Below are 16,807 nucleotides of genomic sequence, written 5' to 3'. Positions count from 1 at the left end.
CCAAAGTACCGGGGGCTCGAATCAGCCGAGACGGGATCTCAGAAGAGGCCCGCCAGCGCGGTGTCGGTGCCCTGCAGGTCGGAGTTTCCGCTGCTGACCAGCCTGCCGGCGCTTTCCAGCGTGGTGTTCAGCTGCGTGACCTGCGTGTTCCACTGGGCCTGCAGCGAGGCGAACGCGTCGTTCGCGTCACCCTTCCAGTAGTTCGTCACGAAGTCGGTGACCTGCTTGTGGAAATCTTCGAGCATGGTCATGACGCTGCGCGCCTCGGCCACGATGGCCTGTGCGCCCGCCTCGACCTCGCCGAAGTTGGAGGCAATCCGACCGGGGTCGTTCGCTACCATGGGGAGCTCCTTGTTGTCTGTGGTACGGCTATCGGATCAGGGAAGGTCCAGGCTGGAGGACTGCGCGGCCACCTGCTGGGCGAACTGCTGGTCCTGGTCGGCGAACTTCCGGCCGGCGTGGGCGAGCTTGTCCGAGGTCTGATCCAACTGGTCGTTCAGCTTCCGCGCCTGGGCGAAGTAGCTGTCCATGAACGTGTCGAACGCCTGACGCGCCGCACCGCTCCAGGTGGCGGTGGTCTGATCCGACTTGCTGTTCAGTGCGGTGATCGCGGTCTGCAGATCCTGATGCCGCTGCCGGCAGTTGTCCACAAACTTCGAGATCGCCTCTTCGCTCGCTTCGAGCTGTCCTGCCATTTCGGCTCCTTTCGGTTCCCGTCTCGGCCAACGGCGGAAGCCTCAGTTGGCCTGTACATCTGATTGGACGCGGTGCGGGTCTGATCGGTTCCATCCGACTCGAGAAAGTTCGGCTTCGCCCCACGGGATCAGGGCACTGCGCCCCTCAGCCCGGCTCGTCCCTGGTTTCGGCGGCCACGTACGGGCCTGCTCGGAAGACCACGATGCGGTCCGGGTCTGCATGACTTTGTAACGCCAGCGCTCGGCTCCCCTCCTTCCCCCTGCTCGCTGCTGTAATGATCGGCGAGTGGGCTGGCTGCGGTACACCTTACCGAACGCCTAAGTCCGCCGCTACCAGCAGAATGCAGTTCGATCGAGGCGAAAGTCGTTGGTCCGGAACTCGAAAGCTCAGAAGTCTTCGATCCAGCGGACGCAAGCGAATTACTTCACCCGATTGCGCAGCACCGGCAGCAGGCGGTCTAGCAACGTTTGTTCGGAGGACTCGCTCCAATTGCGGACCGCGGCGACCGCGGCGGGATCGTCCAGCGGGATCACCGTGGCACGGGTGCCCGCCACTTGGTACGGAAGACCGAGCAGACCACCGCCACCAGCCTTTTCGTCGCTGCGCACGGCCAGTACATAGCCGTCTGCCGCGACCTCCAGCCGAGTGGAGGACGGCAGCTCCCTGGGCGATGCCTCGTCGCCCTGCCGCCCGTAGTTCAGGTTGTAGACGAACCCGAGATCCTCCAGGAACTTGGTCTGCGGAGTGCCGCCCAGGAAGATCGAGACCTGCGAGCCGCGCGGCACGTCCACCATCGTGATCGTTTTGCCCCGGAACACCGGATTGTCCGCCCGCGCCCGGTCCAGCGGTGACAGCGCGGTCGTGCTGGTCGGCGTGGCGGCGGCGGGCGCCGGAGCGGATCCGTCCCGGTTCAGTGCCCAGATGCCGATGCCCGCGGCGAGGGCGACCGTGACGATGCCCGCGGCCGCGGCGAGCAGCCAATTCCGCCGTGCGGGCGGCGTGCCCGCGCTGCTCTGCGCGGAGACGGCGACGCGCGGATCGGTCCGCGGCCGCGGATCGAAGACCTGGATCGGATAGGTCGGGGAAGTGTTGCTGGCCACGGGGTTGTAGCCGGGCGTGAGGGCGCTCGCGGCCGCGTCGGTGAACTCGCGGCAACTGGAAAAGCGCTCGGCCGGATTCTTCGCCAAAGCACGGGCGAAGACCTGGTCGATGGCGGGCGGCAGGCCGGGGTTGACCGCGGTGGCCAGCGGCGGGGGCTCGTGCAGATGCCCCATCATCACCAGCGCGGGCTGCGTTCCCGGAAAAGGATTGCGGCCGGTGAGCAATTTGAAGAACGAGCACGCGAGGCTGTAGACATCGGCGCGGTGGTCGAGCGTACCGCCGGTGAGCTGCTCGGGCGGGGCATAGGCGATGGTGGCGACGAAGCTGCCGGTCTGCGTGAGTTCGGTGGTGTCGTCATTGGCTTTGGCGACGCCGAAATCCGTGAGCAGGACGCGTTCTTCTTCACCGTCGGCGGGTTTGGACAGCAGGAAATTCGCCGGTTTCACGTCGCGGTGCAGCAGACCTTTGCGGTGTGCGTAATCGAGGCCCTTGCCCACCTCGGTCGTGATACGCAGCGCGCGCAACGGATTCATCGCATGCGGGTCGCGGGCCAGTTCGGCGGAGGCATCGGTGCCGTCCACGTACTGCATGGCGATCCACAGCTGGCCGTGTTCCTCACCCCGGTTGTACACCGAGACGATGTTCGGATGGTCGAGTCCGGCGGCGAGATTGGCCTCGCGCTCGAATCGGGTACGGAACTCGTAGTCGCGGCTGAGTTCGCCGCCGAGCACCTTCAGCGCGTCGGTCCTCGGCAGGCTGGGATGTTTGGCCAGATACACCGTGCCCATGCCGCCCGCGCCGAGCACCCGCAGGATGCGGTACCCGCCGACGATGGTCCCGGGGCTCATCGCCATATTCCACGATCTCCTGACTCGACGCGGGCCGCTGCGTTCGCCACGCAGCATAACGGACCCGGGGTGCGACGAATGTGCCGCATTATCGGCTGTTCGCGAAAATGGAATACTGTGCCGCAGCGCGCTGCTGAGCGTCCAGCAGTTGATTCGCGGCGACGAATCCGACGTATTCTTTGTACGCGACGACGCAGGTGAATCGCCGGTCGTCGAAAAGCCCGGACCGGTTCTCCACACAGGCCGAATCCGGCAGGTGCGGCGGAGGATCCGCCGGGCCTGCGACCACCGTGGGGGTGATGCGTTCCGCGGCGACCCGGCGCGCCGCTTCCGGGCTCGCGGTGCGAATGACCAGCGTTCCGCCGGAGACGGCGAATTTCTCGGCGCCCATCGCCGTGAAACGTTGTCTCGCGTAATCCCGGTCCTCGGCGTATTGGATGATTCCGCGCAGCCCGAAAAGGGCGTGCGAGTCGTCGTAGCTCGGGGATTGGACCTTCGCCGGATTCAGGGTCCGGCTCAGCAGATGGTCGGGGTCCCAGGGCAGCCGCAGCATCTCTTCCTCGGTCAGCGGGGGCAACCGGTCCAGCAGTGGCAGTTGGACGTCATAGGCCTTCTCCGTCAACGCGATCAGGGCGTTGCGGTCGGGTGCGTTGGCCGAGACGAGGAACGCCACCACGTAGGAACCGTGCGCGAGCACGGCGCGCAGGAACGGCGAGCCCGGCCGCCAGTGTGCTCGTGCCTGCGGCTGCCGCGGCAGCGTCACCGGCTCGTTCTGGTCGCGGTAGGCGCCGAGATCCGCGTCGTGGAACTCGGTGGCGGCCTGGCGGGCACGCTCCGGGTCGGGAAATTGCATGACGGTCGTGGCGACCGTCGTGGAATTGGGCCGGGGCTTGGTCGGCCATCCCGAGGCCAACAGGCTGACGTTCTGGTCGGACCCGTTGGTGTGGAACCCGTACATCAGCCGGTTGCGCTCCGCGATCGGCCGCATGTCCTCCGGACGTCCGAGTTCCCCTGGCAGCACCCCTTTGCTCACGCTCGCGGACGTCCAGCTGTACTTCATCCGAGGATCGATGTCGTAGGCGGAGGCGACGTGATCGGCCAGCCGCATCGCGGCGACCTTGTTCATGTCGATGAACAGCGGTTGGTAGTCGTCGTCGTGCGCGTTCGGCGGCTCGGTGGGGTAGTTGCCGGTGTCGAGACGGCGGATGTCGATCTCCCCGGGCTGCGCGGCGCCCGGCACGGTCGACCCACAGCCGGTGAGGATCGCGGCGGCCAGCGCGCAGGCGAGGGCCGCGGCGGCGGTGCGGAATGTCGTCATGCGGCATTCACCAACAGGGCGTACTGGGCGGAGATGCGTTGCTGCGCGTCGAGCAGCTGATGCGACCACGCGAACGCGGCGTACCGGTCGTGGGTCACCGAGCAGTAGTACCGGACGACGACCGTCTTGTTGCCGATGTACTCCTTGCAGCGTGCCGCGGGCAGGCCTTTCGGCGCCTGGGCCGCGCGGAACTTCTTCGTCAATCCGCCCCGCTCCTCGCGTAGCTGCACGGCGGCCGCCGCGTCCCGGGTGCGGAACAGATCGGTTCCGTCGGTGGCGTATCGATCCACTCCCGCCGCTTCGATGATCCTGCGGTCCTCCGCCGAATCGGTGGTGAAGTGCAGAGCGCCCTGGAGCGTGTACGCGCCGGGCACGTCGATCCAGGAATCTTCCCGGGGACGGGGGAGGGCTCGGTTGAGCATGCCGTCCATGTCGATCGGCAAGGTCATCAGCTGGTCGACCGGGGTGGGGGTGAACCGGCCGATCGCCGGAACGATGGTGTCGAGACTCTTTTCCACCAGGGTGAGCAACTGGGGTAGGTCGACCTTCTCCAGAAAGACCTTCACGTAGTCGTAGACCCAGGTGTAGATGACGAACTTGCCCGTGGCGAACCACGACCCGATCGACTGGTCGGTCGGCTGCCAGTGCGCGTGCGCGGCGGGGTACTTCGGGATCTGCACGGGCATGTTCCGGTTGTTGGCCTCGAAGTCGACACGTTCCAGGGCCGCCGCGGCGGCGGCCGCCTTCTGCTCGTCCGGGAAGATCAGGATGGCGTTGACCAGATCGGTGCCCCGGTTGTCCGGCGCGCTGCCCGCGCTGCTGAGGAACCCGGACACGAAATCCGGTGCGGCCTCGGCGAAGCGGGAGACGTCCATGATCCGCCCGAGCGAGCCTTTCGGGTCGAGGAACACCTTGGCGATGGACGGATTCGCGGAGACGAACGCGGGATCGATGTCCGACGGCAGGGGGACGAAGTTCGCCAGCCGCTCCGCCTCGATCATGCGAGCCTGCTCGGGATTCTTCGCCGTCCCCAGCGCGCGTGGCTGCGTCGCGTAGTTGCCCACGTCGAGCTGCGCCAAGTCGACGGGCGGCGCGGACTGCTCGGGCCTGGCCTCCGGGTCGCCACACGCACCTCCCGCGACGGCGACGACCCCGGCCAGCGCCAGGGCACAGGCGGTTCGAATAGATCTCGACATGGCGCCGTGCTGCACTTCCCTCCCCTAACTGCGGTAGTTGCGCCGGAATCCTACTTCGCCCACCAGCGGTCGAGGACCGCGAGAGCGTCGGCGCCTACCGGTTCCGAACTCAGAAACTGTTCGCCAGCAGCGCGTACTCCGCGGCGACCTTCTGTCGCACGTCGGGTTCCTTATCACTGGTGACGACTCCGACGTACCGCTTGTACGCGACATAGCACCGGTACTTGTACTCCCGGTCCGGGTCGCCCTTGCTGTTGAGCTGCAGGCACTTGGCTCCGGGGACGTCCTTGGGAGCGGTGATCGGGTCGTAGTGAGCGCCTTCGCTCTCCTGCAGGCCGGTGAGCAGCTTCTGGGCGGCGGCCGCGTCGCGGGTGCGGGCGACGTAACTGTCGTCGACGAGACCGATCTGATCCACACCCGCGTCCTCGATCAGGCGCAGGTGGACGGACTCGTCGTCGGCGCGGTGCACCGTGTGGTAGCCGCCGTAGACGGCGAAGGCCGCCGGGTCGGGGGCGCGGTCCTTGCGGTCGGCGACCGCGACGCGGGCCAGCAGATCGTCCGGGTCGACCTTCAGGGTGTCCAGCTTGTTCACCGGGGTCGCGGTGAACTTGTCCAGCTGCGCGACCTCGGCGCCGAGGGTTTTGTCGACCCACTTCACCAAGTCGTCGCCGTCCGCGGTGGGCCGCTGGATGAACAGGGAGATGACGAACTCCTTGTACGCCATGAAGGCGCCGACGTTGGCGACGCCCGGCCGCCAGTGGATGAAGGCGTCGGGATATTTCGTCGAGGTCAGTTTGCGGTTGTCCGGCGAGACGGCGATGTCGACGTCCTCGAGTTCGCGCGCGGCGAGCTTCGCGGTGGTGTCGTCGGGGAAGCGGAACACGACGTTCGTGACGGCGGTGGCCTCCGGCGACGGGTTGGTCTGACCCGCGGGATCGGGCCGGTCGGCGCCGCTGGCGGCGTATCCGACGACCAGCTTGCGGTTGTCGAAGACCGGCTTGGACACCTTGGCCACGAAGTCCAGCGCCTGCTCGGCGTCCACGACCACGGTGCTGCCGCGCCCGAATTTCAGCGCGGGGTCGACGCGCACGGTGGGGACCACCGCGTCGGACATCCGCATGCCTTCCAGCAGCGCGCCTTTGCCGCCGGACTCCTGGCTGTACTCGTGCTTGTCGACGGGATAGGTGCCGACTTCCAGCATGCGCACATCGATCTCACCCGCGGTCGGCGTCCCCTGCACGCCCGCGCAACCGGTCAGCATCCCTGCCAGTGCCAGGCAAGACGCGGTGAGTGCGATGCGTTGCGTCCGAACCATCTCAGGCCCCTCGTTCCTCCCGTTGCTGACACTGAAGTTACCCGACGGACGGCAGGGAGGGGGACCGATGGTGTTCGTATTGCAATACCCTTGTCGGTGTGGCGACGACCCCGCACTACACCCCCGGTGGAGGCCGATAGCGTTGATGGATCGGCAGGTCGAGGTCGTTGTAGGCAGCCACGCCGTGGCCGGGGTGGCGGGCGCGGTCGTCGTCGTCGCGCATCGCAGACCGGGTAGGCCGACCAGGGACTCGCCCGCGGCCGTCGCCCTCGAATCACTGTCCGAACTCGTGCGCGACGCGACCGGACGGGAGCCGGACGGGCCCGGTGCCCTGATAGCGCGGCAGGCGACCCGCTGGCTCATGAAAGAGGCCGAGCGGATCAGCCCGGGCGAACCGATCGACTTCGGCATCCTGTCCACCGCCGAGCACGGGGGCGTGGCGATCTTCTTGCACGGAGCGGTCACCGCCGTGCTGCTCGGTGACGGCGTCGTCGAGCGGTACCGCGGCAGTGACGCGGCGTTCACGGTGGATCGGGTCGCCGCGACCCCCGCCAGGGCGGCGGCGTTGTTCGTCGACGACGGGAAGGGCCGGATCCCGGATCTGCCACCGGAGCGCGGCATCGGCCGATTGGTCGAGGGCGTCGCGCAGGCGGGCGGTGCGATCGTGTGGTCGGAGGGCTCCGGCGCCGAGCCGGGGAGCGACGGCCGAGCGTCGCGTCCCGCAGGCGCGCATCGCCGCCCGGAGACGGCTCCGCCCACGACAGCGCGCATCGAGCCCGAGCAGCGAGCCGAATCCGAGCGACCGCAGCCGTCCCGGCCACAGCCCGCGCCGGAACCGCACTCGGCGCCGCAACCGCGGCACGCCGCCCGACAACCGCGGTATCCCACCGCCCCGTCCACCGCGATGCTCGACGCGGAGTCCGAACAGACGCCGATCGCCCCACAGCCGGTCGACCCCCATCACGCGCCCACCCAGGTGGGCGGCACCAACCCCGCGCCGCAGCCCGACCCGGAACTGCAGCGGCGGCTGGAGGCGACCGCCAAAGCCACCGCGCTGACCGTCAAGGTGATGGGATTCAAATGCGCCCGTGCGCATCCCAGCGATCCTCGATCGGCCTTCTGCACCGTCTGCGGGATGCCGGTGGACCAGACCCAGGCGCTGATCGAAGTGGTCCGCCCGCCGCTGGGCATGCTGATCCTCGACGACGGGATGACCTACATGCTCGCCGCGGACGCGGTGATCGGCCGCGATCCGGAGCGTTCCCCCGCCGCGGACAGCGGACTGGTCCCGTTGCGCGTCGACGACGCCTCCGGTGGCATGTCCCGGGCGCACGCCGAGATCCGCCTGGTGAACTGGGACGTGACGGTGGTGGACAGCGGTTCGACCAATGGCACCCGCACCCGGCTGCCGGGCTACCGCGACTGGGTGCGCCTGGCGCCGCACCAGTCCATGGTGCTCATCCCCGGCACCGAGATCATGCTCGGCAACCGGGTGCTGCGCTTCGAACTGGCCGCGCCGCCACCGTTCGGCCGCTGACCCGCGCGGGTGGGCTGCCCGCGTGAAGCATGACCGGAGCCATTTCGGCGGCGAAATCCCTTACGAATAGCGCGCCATACAGGTGCTTTCCCCGTTGAGGACTCCTGCGCGGAAGGCGTCGACACGGGAGAAGCCACTGGGAACGGTCTTGCCCTTGGCGTCGCTCGCGGCCAGGCCGTCGGTGAGCAGACCGGACACCGCCTCGTCCAGATCGCCTGCGGCGAGTTTGATGTCGCCCTGGTTGACCGGACGTCCCGATTCGGCCAGTTTGCCGGTGACCACGCCGGACAGACAGGCCGCGCGCAGTGCGGTTTTGGCGCCGACCAGGCTCTGGCCGCGGTTCTGCTGGACGGCCAGCGTGTATCGCGAGATGAACACGATGTAGCCGTTGTAGTCGCCGGTCACTTTGAGGGGCAGCGGGTCGTCCTCGTCGACGGCGAAGGCCCCCCGCTCCGCGAGCCCGGGTATGTCGGTGGCGATCGTGTTCGCGGCCGGGCAGTACGAGACCGGCGCGGTGACAACGCCGTTACGGCATTCGATCTTCGCGCGGGAATAGTCGTAGGTCGGCTCGTCCTCGACCGGCAGAATCGCTCGGAGCGCTTTGGTGAGCTCGATCAGGCTTTCTTTCGTGATCGGATGCTCGCCGTGCCCCGCGTCGTCGCTGAACGTCTGCGGCAGGTTGGCCCGGCGCTGGTTGATCTCGTCGATGTCGATGCCCTTGCAGGCGCGCGGACCGTCGGTGAAACCGATCTGCACGGCCGTGACCCGCTCGAAGGCCGAGCCGTGCACGCTCTCCGGGTCGTCGGGGTCGGCGTCGCGGATGGCGACGGTGGCGGCGAGCACCGAGTTCAAGCCGTCGGAGGTGTTGATGGTGAAGTGCGCGGCCTTGCCTTCGGCGACGTGCCGCATGAACGCCCCCGCGAAGCAGTCCGCCTGCTGCTCCTTGACGATCACCGGGTCCTTCGGCCCGACGAGCTTGGCCATGGTCTGCACGGCGTGCCCGTACTCGTGCGCGAGCACCATCACCACGGCCATTTTCCCGAAGGTCTCCTCCATGGTGGGAAGTAGGACCGACCGGTCCCAGCCGATGGAATTGTCCAGGCGGCAGTAGGCGGCGTTCACCAAGCGGTAGGTGGTCTCCTTGCAGAATTCGACCGCATCGCCGCGGGGGGACTTCGCATTCCACGACAGCAGCTTCTCGACCGGCTTGAACTCGCCCTGGAACTCCTTGCCGAAGGCGCCGCGCCAGTAGGTCTGGATGTCGTCGACGGCGTTGAGCGCCAGCGTGTCCACGGCACCGCCGTCGCCGTTGGTCGCGGTCAGGGCGCTGTCGGGGACGCCGGTGCGCGGGCCGCTCGGGCCGCTCGTGGTGGGCAGTCCGGCGACCTTGAACGGATCGTCGTAGATGGAGACGGCCCTGCCGTCCACCGAGCGGGTGCACCCGCAGGCCAGAACCAGAATCCCCAGCAGAACCGCGACAAGCGCGGTCGCGTCGACTCTCGGCAAGGCTCCCCCTCGGTCGGCCGGCACAGCGTTCACATCAGTCGCCGGATCGGGGCAATTGGCGCATCGGGGGCACCGCCGATGTCCGGGTGATGGAATAGTATCCGCTGCATGTCTTCACCGGGGGCGCAGACCATCACCGTGCGCCATGATGGAAACGAACGAGTATTCGATTCGAGCCAGCAGGTCACGATGGGCCGCGCGCCGGAGGTGACGCTGTTCGTCGACAGCCCGCTCGTTTCGCGTGTACACGCGACGCTGGCCTGGCAGGGCAGCGCCTGGGTGTTGACCGACAACAAGAGCACCAACGGGGTGTTCGTGGACGCGCGCAGGCTCACCCAGCCGGTGTCCATCGACCGCCCGACCCAGGTCCGGCTCGGTGACGCCATCAGCGGCCCGCTGTTGCACCTGCTGCCCGCGAACCCGCATCCCCCGCAACGGCCTTCGGTGCGCCCGCCGCAGCAGGCGCCGGCGCAGCCGGTGCCGCCGCCGTACGCGGTCCGGCCCGCGCCGCAGCAGTTCCAGCGTCCGCAGTACCCGGCGCCACCGGACGTGCCCGCGCCCGCGGTGAACGTCAACATGACCACCAGGGCCGATACCTCGAACATGCCCCCGGTCCGGGCCAGGGCAAGCACGGCGCCCATCGCCCGCGCCGACCGGATTCCCCAGAGCGGTCTCGGCATCGGCCGCACCACCGACAACCAGATCGTCGTCAACGATCCGCTGGCCTCCCGCAAGCACGCCCGACTGGTCGCCGCCTCGGAGGGGCTGGTCATCGAGGATCTCGGGTCGGCGAACGGCACCTTCGTCAACGGGCACCGCCAGCAACGGGCGGTGCTGCGCGAGCGGGACATCATCACCGTCGGCAATGTCGACTTCGTCGTCCAGCAGGGCACGCTGGTGCACCGGCAGAAGCCGGTCGCCGAGCAGGGGCTCGCGGTGCACGGGGTCGGCTTCACCGTCGAGGGCAACAAGCAACTGCTCGTCGACGTGAACATGTCGGCCAGCCGCGGCACGCTGACCGCGCTGATCGGCCCTTCCGGCGCGGGCAAGTCGACGCTGTCACGCCTGATCGCGGGTACCACCCGGCCTTCCGGCGGTGTGGTCACCTTCGAGGGGCGCAACTTGCACGCCGAGTACGAGGCGCTGCGCTCGCGCATCGGCATGGTGCCGCAGGACGACGTGCTGCACCGCCAGCTCACGGTGCGCCAAGCGCTCGGTTTCGCGGCCGAGTTGCGACTGCCGCGCGACAACAGCAAAGCCGACCGCCAGAAGGTCATCGACGGTGTGCTGCAAGAGCTCTCGCTCACCGAGCACGCCGACACCAGGGTCGACCGGCTCTCCGGCGGTCAGCGCAAGCGCGCCTCGGTGGCGCTGGAACTGTTGACCGGTCCTTCGCTGCTCATCCTGGACGAACCGACCTCGGGCCTGGACCCGGCATTGGACCGCCAGGTCATGGTGATGCTGCGGGAACTGGCCGACGCGGGCCGCGTGGTGATCGTGGTGACTCACTCGGTGGCGCACCTGGACATGTGCGATCAGGTGCTGCTGCTCGCGCCCGGCGGCAAGACCGCCTACTGCGGCAACCCGGCCGGTGTCGGGGCGGCGCTCGGCACCAGCGACTGGGCGGAGATCTTCGCCAACGTAGCGGCGAATCCGGATCAGGCGTTCGCGGCCTATCGTTCCCGGCAGGCGTTCGCACCGCCGCCCCCACCGCCGCAGCAGCCGTACGGGTCCGCGGGCAGTCCGCCGCAGTCCAGCCGTGGCAAGCAGTTCTCCACCCTGGCGCGCCGTCAGGTCCGGCTGATCCTGGCCGATCGCGGCTATCTGACGTTCCTGGTGATCCTGCCGTTCATTCTCGGCGCGCTGTCGCTGGTGGTACCGGGAAAGAACGGTTTCCAGCGCGGCGCGTTGAAAGCGCTGCCGGACGGCAGCTTCGTCCCGGAGGGCGGCAGCGAGACGCAGCAGCTGCTGGTGGTGCTGATCCTGGGCGCCTGCTTCATGGGCTCCACGCTCACGGTGCGCGACCTGGTCGGCGAACGGACGATCTTCCACCGCGAACGCGCCGTCGGACTGCTGCCCTCGGCCTACCTGATGGCCAAGATCGCCGTGTTCAGTCTGACCGCGCTGTTGCAGTCGGCGGTGCTGGTCGGCATCGTGCTCGCGGGCAAGAAGCGCCCCGGCGAGGGCGCGGTGCTGGCCTCCGGCAGCGCGGAGCTGTACATCGATATCGCGCTGACGGCGATCTGCTGCGTGGTCGTCGGCCTCTTGCTCTCGTCGCTGGCGAAATCGAACGAGCAGGTGATGCCGCTGCTGGTGGTGGCGATCATGTGCCAGTTGGTGATGGCGGGCGGCCTGATCCCGGTCACCGGCCGCGTCGTGCTCGAGCAGGTGTCCTGGCTGTTCCCGGCGCGCTGGGGCTACGCCTCGGGCGCGTCCACGGTGAACATCCGCGAGCTGTTCCTGAACGCGCAGCCCGACACGCTCTGGCAGCACAAGCCGGAGATCTGGGCGCTCAATGTGGGCGTGCTGCTGTTGATCACGTTGGTGCTTGCGTTGCTCACCTGGCGCCGGTTGCGACTGAAGAAGTCGGCGGCGTGACGCGGTCCGAGCGGTTCGCGGGCGCCCCGGTGCGCCGGAACGGCGCCGAGCGGCGCGGGAAGGCAACGACGAGCATCTCGGCCGCGGACCGGGCACACTTATGCCTGTGACGGTGCGAGTAGGGGCAGTGCATCTCGGCTGGGATGTGGTGTCCGTGGCCGCCGGCGGCGGTGGCATTCCCATCCGCCCGGTACAGGTGGAGGGCATGTGGACGCCGCCGGCCTATCTGCTGGCGGATTCGTCGGGCCGGTTGCACACCGCGGGCGTGGAACGCAACAGACCCGATCTCGGGATGGCGATCGCCGACGTGCGCGACATCCTGGGACATCCGCAGATCGTGGTGGCGGGCGCGACCTGGCCCGCCGAGCTGGTCTTCCGCGCGCGCATGTACAACCCGCTCGCGGCGATCGGCAAGCACTTGCGCGGCAAACCGGACCTGGTGGCGCTGCCCTTCCCGGACAACTGGCCGGACGAGAAGGTGGAGATGTACGCCGCGATGGTGGAACAGCTCGACGTCGTCGTCGAGCCGCTGCCGGAGAGCGTCGCGCTGTCCGGTTACGTCCGCGCGCTCGGCCTGGTGCAGCCGCCGGATCGGACGATGCCGCGCGGCATCGGCGCGACCGGCGTGTATTCCGACGGCCGCAGCATGCTGGTGGTCGCGGTGCACGGCGACGACGAGCAGCCCACCGAGTCGGTCGACGTCCCCGTCGACGCGGAGGCCATGCGCGACGCGCGGTCGGCGGACGACGTGGTGATCGAGGTGATGGCGGCGGCCCGTTCGATCGGCGCGGACACCTCGACGGTTCTGCTGTCGGGAAACGTGCGCTTCAACGACGCGCTGCGCCTGGCCTTCCAGAACCATCTCGGGCATCGGCTGCAAGTGGCCGACCATCCGATGCACGCGCTCGTGCTCGGCGCGGCGCACCTGCTGGTCAGCGACACCGAAGCAGAGGAACCGGAGCCCGCGGGCAGGCACGCCGAACCGGCGCCCGCCCCGCAGCGCCCGGTGGACGCCCGTCCGCAGGCCGAGCACGCGCCGCCGCAACAGGCGCAGACAGGGCCGTACCAGCAGCAGCCGCCGGTCCGGCCGGTGCCCGGTGTCCAGTACGGGCCGGGATACCCCACCCAGCCGGACGAGGCGACCACCAGGATCGGGCGTGACGAGGTGCCGCGCGGTCTCCCGCCGAACCTCGCCGAGCTGGGCAGCCGCTTCACCCGGCCGCCGAGCGCGCCCGACGAGCGACCGGGCGGCGACGTCGCGGGCCCGCCGTCGGGGCCGCCCGGAGGGCCGGTGCCGCCGCTCGGCCCGCAGCCGTCCTATCCGGGAGCGGGGGAGCAGCAGCCCTATCCCGGGCAACAGCACCAGGGCGGGTGGCAGGCCCCGGCCGCCGCATCCGAGGACGAGGACCAGCAGCGCAAAGGCAAGCTCTGGAACAAGATGAAAGGCAATCTGTTCGGAGCCAACACCGTCATCGGAGCGGTGGCGCTGGCCGTCGTCGCCCTGCCGTCCGGGGGTGACCGGGTGGAATCGACCGCGCAGCCGGTCTTCCTCGACGCGCGATCGGTCGTCTCGGACGAACTCGCCGATTCCGCCGCGTGTCCGGCCGTTCCGTACGCCCTCACCCAGCCCGATCAGGGGGTGATCACCGCACGGGGACACCATCGGGAAGTCCGGGAAAGCCTTGCGGAGTGCGCGCGGCCCGAGGTGGACACGCTGCGCTACCTGGTCCCCGGCCCGCCCGGCGCCATCGACCTCGGCCCCCCGATCGAGATCTGACGCGATTTCTTCCCCCGATACCCCACTGGTATCGTGGCTCGTTGGCGTGTGGAACGTCCGGTCGAATCCTGGTGAATCGCCGAGCGTCCACCGAGTCCCGGGTCTCCACCGGCCGCCGGGAAACAACTCGACCACACGCTCGGCTGGCAACACCGACGACAGACAGGGAAGCACTGTGCCTACGTACAGCCCCAAGGCGGGTGACGTGACCCGTAAGTGGTACGTCATCGACGCCACTGACGTAGTGCTCGGCCGTCTCGCCGTCCAGGCAGCGAATCTGCTGCGTGGCAAGACGAAGCCGACCTACGCCCCGCACGTCGATGGTGGCGATTTCGTCATCATCATCAACGCCGACAAGGTCGCCATCAGCGGCAACAAGCGGCAGGACAAGCTCATCCACCACCACTCCGGGCACCCGGGCGGCCTCAAGTCGCGGACCGTCGGTCAGGTGTTGGAGACCCGTCCCGATCGGCTCGTGGAGAAGGCCGTCAAGGGCATGATCCCGAAGAACAAGCTCGGTAACGCGATCGCGGGCAAGCTGAAGGTCTACGCGGGCCCGACGCACCCGCACGCCGCCCAGCAGCCCATTCCGTTCGAGATCAAGCAGGTGGCCCAGTGACCGCTCCCGAGGAATTCACCGAGGACTTCGTCGAGGAATTCGACGCCGCCGAGGCCGTCGAGGACGGCGCGGGCTACGAGGACTCCGAGGCATCGGAGTCCTACGCCCCGGTCTTGATCGACCGTCCGGTGCAGACCGTCGGCCGCCGCAAGGAGGCCGTCGTGCGCGTGCGCCTGCTGCCCGGTTCCGGCAACTTCGTGCTCAACGGCCGCACCATCGAGGACTACTTCCCGAACAAGGTGCACCAGCAGCTGGTGAAGTCGCCGCTGGTGACCGTCGAGCGCACCGAGTCCTTCGACGTGCACGCCCGCCTGGTCGGCGGCGGCCCGTCCGGCCAGGCAGGCGCCCTGCGGCTGGCCATCGCCCGCGCGCTGATCGAGGTCACCCCGGACGACCGTCCCGCTTTGAAGCGGGCCGGCTTCCTGACCCGTGACCCGCGTGCCACCGAGCGCAAGAAGTACGGTCTGAAGAAGGCGCGTAAGGCGCCGCAGTACTCGAAGCGCTGATTTCGGCATCGTCGACCTTCCGCGTCCGGCATTCTCGCAGTGCCGGACGCGGTACGGTCGTCGCGGCAGCTGTACGAGAGCAGGCTCCCAGCGAACAGCTGGTCGCCTGCTCTCGCGCTGTATGAAGACGCGGCGTTCGCCGGGCCTACGTGGTGCACAGGCCGGTGCCTCCCGGGCCGGCGCGCACGCCACAGATCACCAATGAGGGGCGAGGTATGGGACGGTTGTTCGGCACCGACGGAGTCCGCGGGCTTGCCAACGAGTCGCTGAGTCCGGAGCTCGCGTTGCGCGTCTCCGGCGCGGCCGCGCAGATCCTGAGCCGGGGCAAGAGGCGTGCGCTCGCGGTGGTCGGCCGCGACCCACGGGCCAGCGGGGAGATGCTCGAGGCCGCCGTGACCGCGGGGCTGACCGCGGCGGGCGTGGACGTGCTCTCGGTGGGGGTGCTGCCGACACCGGCCGTCGCCTACCTCACCGGCCTGTACGACGCGTGCCTCGGCGTGATGATCTCCGCCTCGCACAACCCCATGCCCGACAACGGGATCAAGATCTTCGCCGCGGGCGGGCACAAACTCGACGACGCGATCGAGGACCGGATCGAGGCGCTCGTCGCCGCGGAGACGCCGTTCCGCCCCACCGGCGCGGGCATCGGACGGGTGCGCAGCGCCGCGGGCGCGCGGGATCACGGGCTGGCCGTCCCCGACCAGTACAGCCTGGCGGGCACCCATGAGCGCTACGTGGAACACCTGGTGGAGGCCACCGGGCACGACCTGTCCGGGCTGACCGTCGTGGTCGACTGCGCGCACGGCGCCGCCTCGGAGGTGGGGCCTGCCGCGTACCGCGAGGCGGGCGCGACGGTGATCGCGATCAATGCCGAGCCGGACGGGCTGAACATCAACGACGGTTGCGGCTCGACCCACCTCGACCAGGTGCGGGCCGCGGTGCTGGAGCACGGCGCCGATCTCGGCCTCGCGCACGACGGCGACGCCGACCGCTGCCTGGCCGTCGACGCCTACGGCAATGTCGTGGACGGCGACGCGATCCTCGCGATCCTCGCCCTCGCCATGCACGAGACGGGCGAACTCACCGCGGACACCTTGGTCGCCACGGTGATGAGCAACCTGGGTCTGCACATCGCGATGCGGGCGGCCGGAATCACTCTGCGCACCACCGCCGTCGGCGACCGGTACGTGCTCGAGGAATTGCGGCGCGGCGGCTTCACGCTGGGCGGCGAGCAATCCGGGCACGTGGTATTCCCGCGCTACGGCACCACCGGCGACGGCATCCTCACCGGTCTGCGCCTGATGGCGCGAATGGCCAAGACCGGGCGCACCCTCGCCGCTCTGGCGAGCGTCTTGCAGCCCGTGCCGCAAATCCTGGTGAACGTGCCGGTCAGCGACAAAGCCGTGGTCGCGCGCGCACCCGAGATCCGAGACGCGGTGCTGGAGGCCGAGCGGGCGCTCGGCGACTCCGGACGCGTGCTGCTGCGCCCGAGCGGCACCGAGCAACTGGTGCGGGTGATGGTGGAGGCCACCGACCCGGCCCAGGCGCGCCAACTGGCAGACGACCTGGCCAAGCGGGTCGCGGCTGTGTGATTTGGCCGCGACTTCGTCGCGGCGGGTTCGCGGCCCCTTTGTGGCTCGCGTCCGAGCGGCCGCCGCTTGCTCCTTTGTCGCGGACGCGGCGGCCGCTCGGACGCGAGCCGGGCCGCGAACGGCGCATGCTCGCTCTCGCTTCGCTCGAAAGTCGTGGTGGGGGTTGAGCTGGGCGCGTTGGACGGCAAACCGCACCAC

13 protein-coding genes are annotated in these 16,807 nt (G+C 69.0%); 6 read left to right on the top strand and 7 right to left on the bottom strand.

The features are described from left to right. Window positions 1-38: 38 nt before the first annotated feature. The 6 genes from HOV91_RS25555 to HOV91_RS25530 all read right to left on the bottom strand — a co-directional run bounded on the left by HOV91_RS25555 (window position 39) and on the right by HOV91_RS25530 (window position 6,474). The gene (locus tag HOV91_RS25555) at window positions 39-341 is read right to left on the bottom strand and encodes a WXG100 family type VII secretion target (RefSeq protein ID WP_174187949.1); all 303 of its coding nucleotides are present in this window, start codon (window positions 339-341) and stop codon (window positions 39-41) included. A 36-nt stretch (window positions 342-377) separates the two neighbouring features. Beyond that, a complete protein-coding gene (locus HOV91_RS25550) occupies window positions 378-695 on the bottom strand; it encodes a WXG100 family type VII secretion target (RefSeq protein WP_043720033.1) in 318 nt (105 codons plus the stop codon). 420 nt (window positions 696-1,115) lie between these two features. Further along, on the bottom strand, window positions 1,116-2,651 hold the full coding sequence (locus HOV91_RS25545; RefSeq protein ID WP_174187948.1) for a serine/threonine-protein kinase: 1,536 nt from the start codon (window positions 2,649-2,651) through the stop codon (window positions 1,116-1,118). An 82-nt stretch (window positions 2,652-2,733) separates the two neighbouring features. Further along, window positions 2,734-3,963 (bottom strand): DUF7373 family lipoprotein, encoded by a 1,230-nt coding sequence (locus HOV91_RS25540; protein ID WP_174187947.1) that lies wholly within the window; start codon window positions 3,961-3,963, stop codon window positions 2,734-2,736. Next, window positions 3,960-5,159, bottom strand: coding sequence for a DUF7373 family lipoprotein (locus tag HOV91_RS25535; protein WP_174187946.1), 1,200 nt, complete (start codon window positions 5,157-5,159; stop codon window positions 3,960-3,962). The genes HOV91_RS25540 and HOV91_RS25535 overlap by 4 nt, the downstream gene beginning before the upstream one ends. A 109-nt stretch (window positions 5,160-5,268) precedes the next feature. Then, window positions 5,269-6,474: a DUF7373 family lipoprotein gene (locus HOV91_RS25530; RefSeq protein WP_174187945.1), complete on the bottom strand. Its 1,206-nt coding sequence runs from the start codon at window positions 6,472-6,474 to the stop codon at window positions 5,269-5,271. A gap of 145 nt (window positions 6,475-6,619) precedes the next feature. Here HOV91_RS25530 and HOV91_RS25525 point away from each other — a divergent pair, with 145 nt between their 5' ends. Then, complete coding sequence (locus HOV91_RS25525; protein ID WP_174187944.1) at window positions 6,620-8,011, top strand: FHA domain-containing protein; 1,392 nt, start codon at window positions 6,620-6,622, stop codon at window positions 8,009-8,011. 60 nt (window positions 8,012-8,071) lie between these two features. Here the strand turns inward: HOV91_RS25525 and HOV91_RS25520 are convergent, their stop codons facing one another. Further along, window positions 8,072-9,517: a neutral zinc metallopeptidase gene (locus HOV91_RS25520; protein WP_174187943.1), complete on the bottom strand. Its 1,446-nt coding sequence runs from the start codon at window positions 9,515-9,517 to the stop codon at window positions 8,072-8,074. A 108-nt stretch (window positions 9,518-9,625) separates the two neighbouring features. On the opposite strand from HOV91_RS25520, the gene HOV91_RS25515 reads away from it, so the two are divergent. The 5 genes from HOV91_RS25515 (at window position 9,626) to glmM (ending at window position 16,609) form a co-directional block, all read left to right on the top strand. Further along, a complete protein-coding gene (locus tag HOV91_RS25515) occupies window positions 9,626-12,115 on the top strand; it encodes an FHA domain-containing protein (RefSeq protein WP_174187942.1) in 2,490 nt (829 codons plus the stop codon). Window positions 12,116-12,221: 106 nt separating this feature from the next. Then, window positions 12,222-13,892 (top strand): hypothetical protein, encoded by a 1,671-nt coding sequence (locus HOV91_RS25510; protein WP_438822693.1) that lies wholly within the window; start codon window positions 12,222-12,224, stop codon window positions 13,890-13,892. A 175-nt stretch (window positions 13,893-14,067) separates the two neighbouring features. Continuing rightward, window positions 14,068-14,511, top strand: a complete 444-nt coding sequence (gene rplM, locus HOV91_RS25505; RefSeq protein WP_040864934.1) for a 50S ribosomal protein L13 — start codon at window positions 14,068-14,070, stop codon at window positions 14,509-14,511. Further along, window positions 14,508-15,017 (top strand): 30S ribosomal protein S9, encoded by a 510-nt coding sequence (gene rpsI / locus HOV91_RS25500; protein WP_174187940.1) that lies wholly within the window; start codon window positions 14,508-14,510, stop codon window positions 15,015-15,017. The genes rplM and rpsI overlap by 4 nt, the downstream gene beginning before the upstream one ends. Window positions 15,018-15,232: 215 nt before the next feature. Beyond that, window positions 15,233-16,609 (top strand): phosphoglucosamine mutase, encoded by a 1,377-nt coding sequence (glmM, locus tag HOV91_RS25495; protein WP_174187939.1) that lies wholly within the window; start codon window positions 15,233-15,235, stop codon window positions 16,607-16,609. The last annotated feature ends 198 nt before the right edge of the window (window positions 16,610-16,807 follow it).

It is taken from the genome of Nocardia barduliensis, assembly GCF_013315795.1.
Lineage (GTDB): Bacteria > Actinomycetota > Actinomycetes > Mycobacteriales > Mycobacteriaceae > Nocardia > Nocardia barduliensis.
The sequence above is the reverse complement of the archived record's forward strand: the minus strand, read 5'-3'. Positions and strand labels throughout refer to the sequence as shown.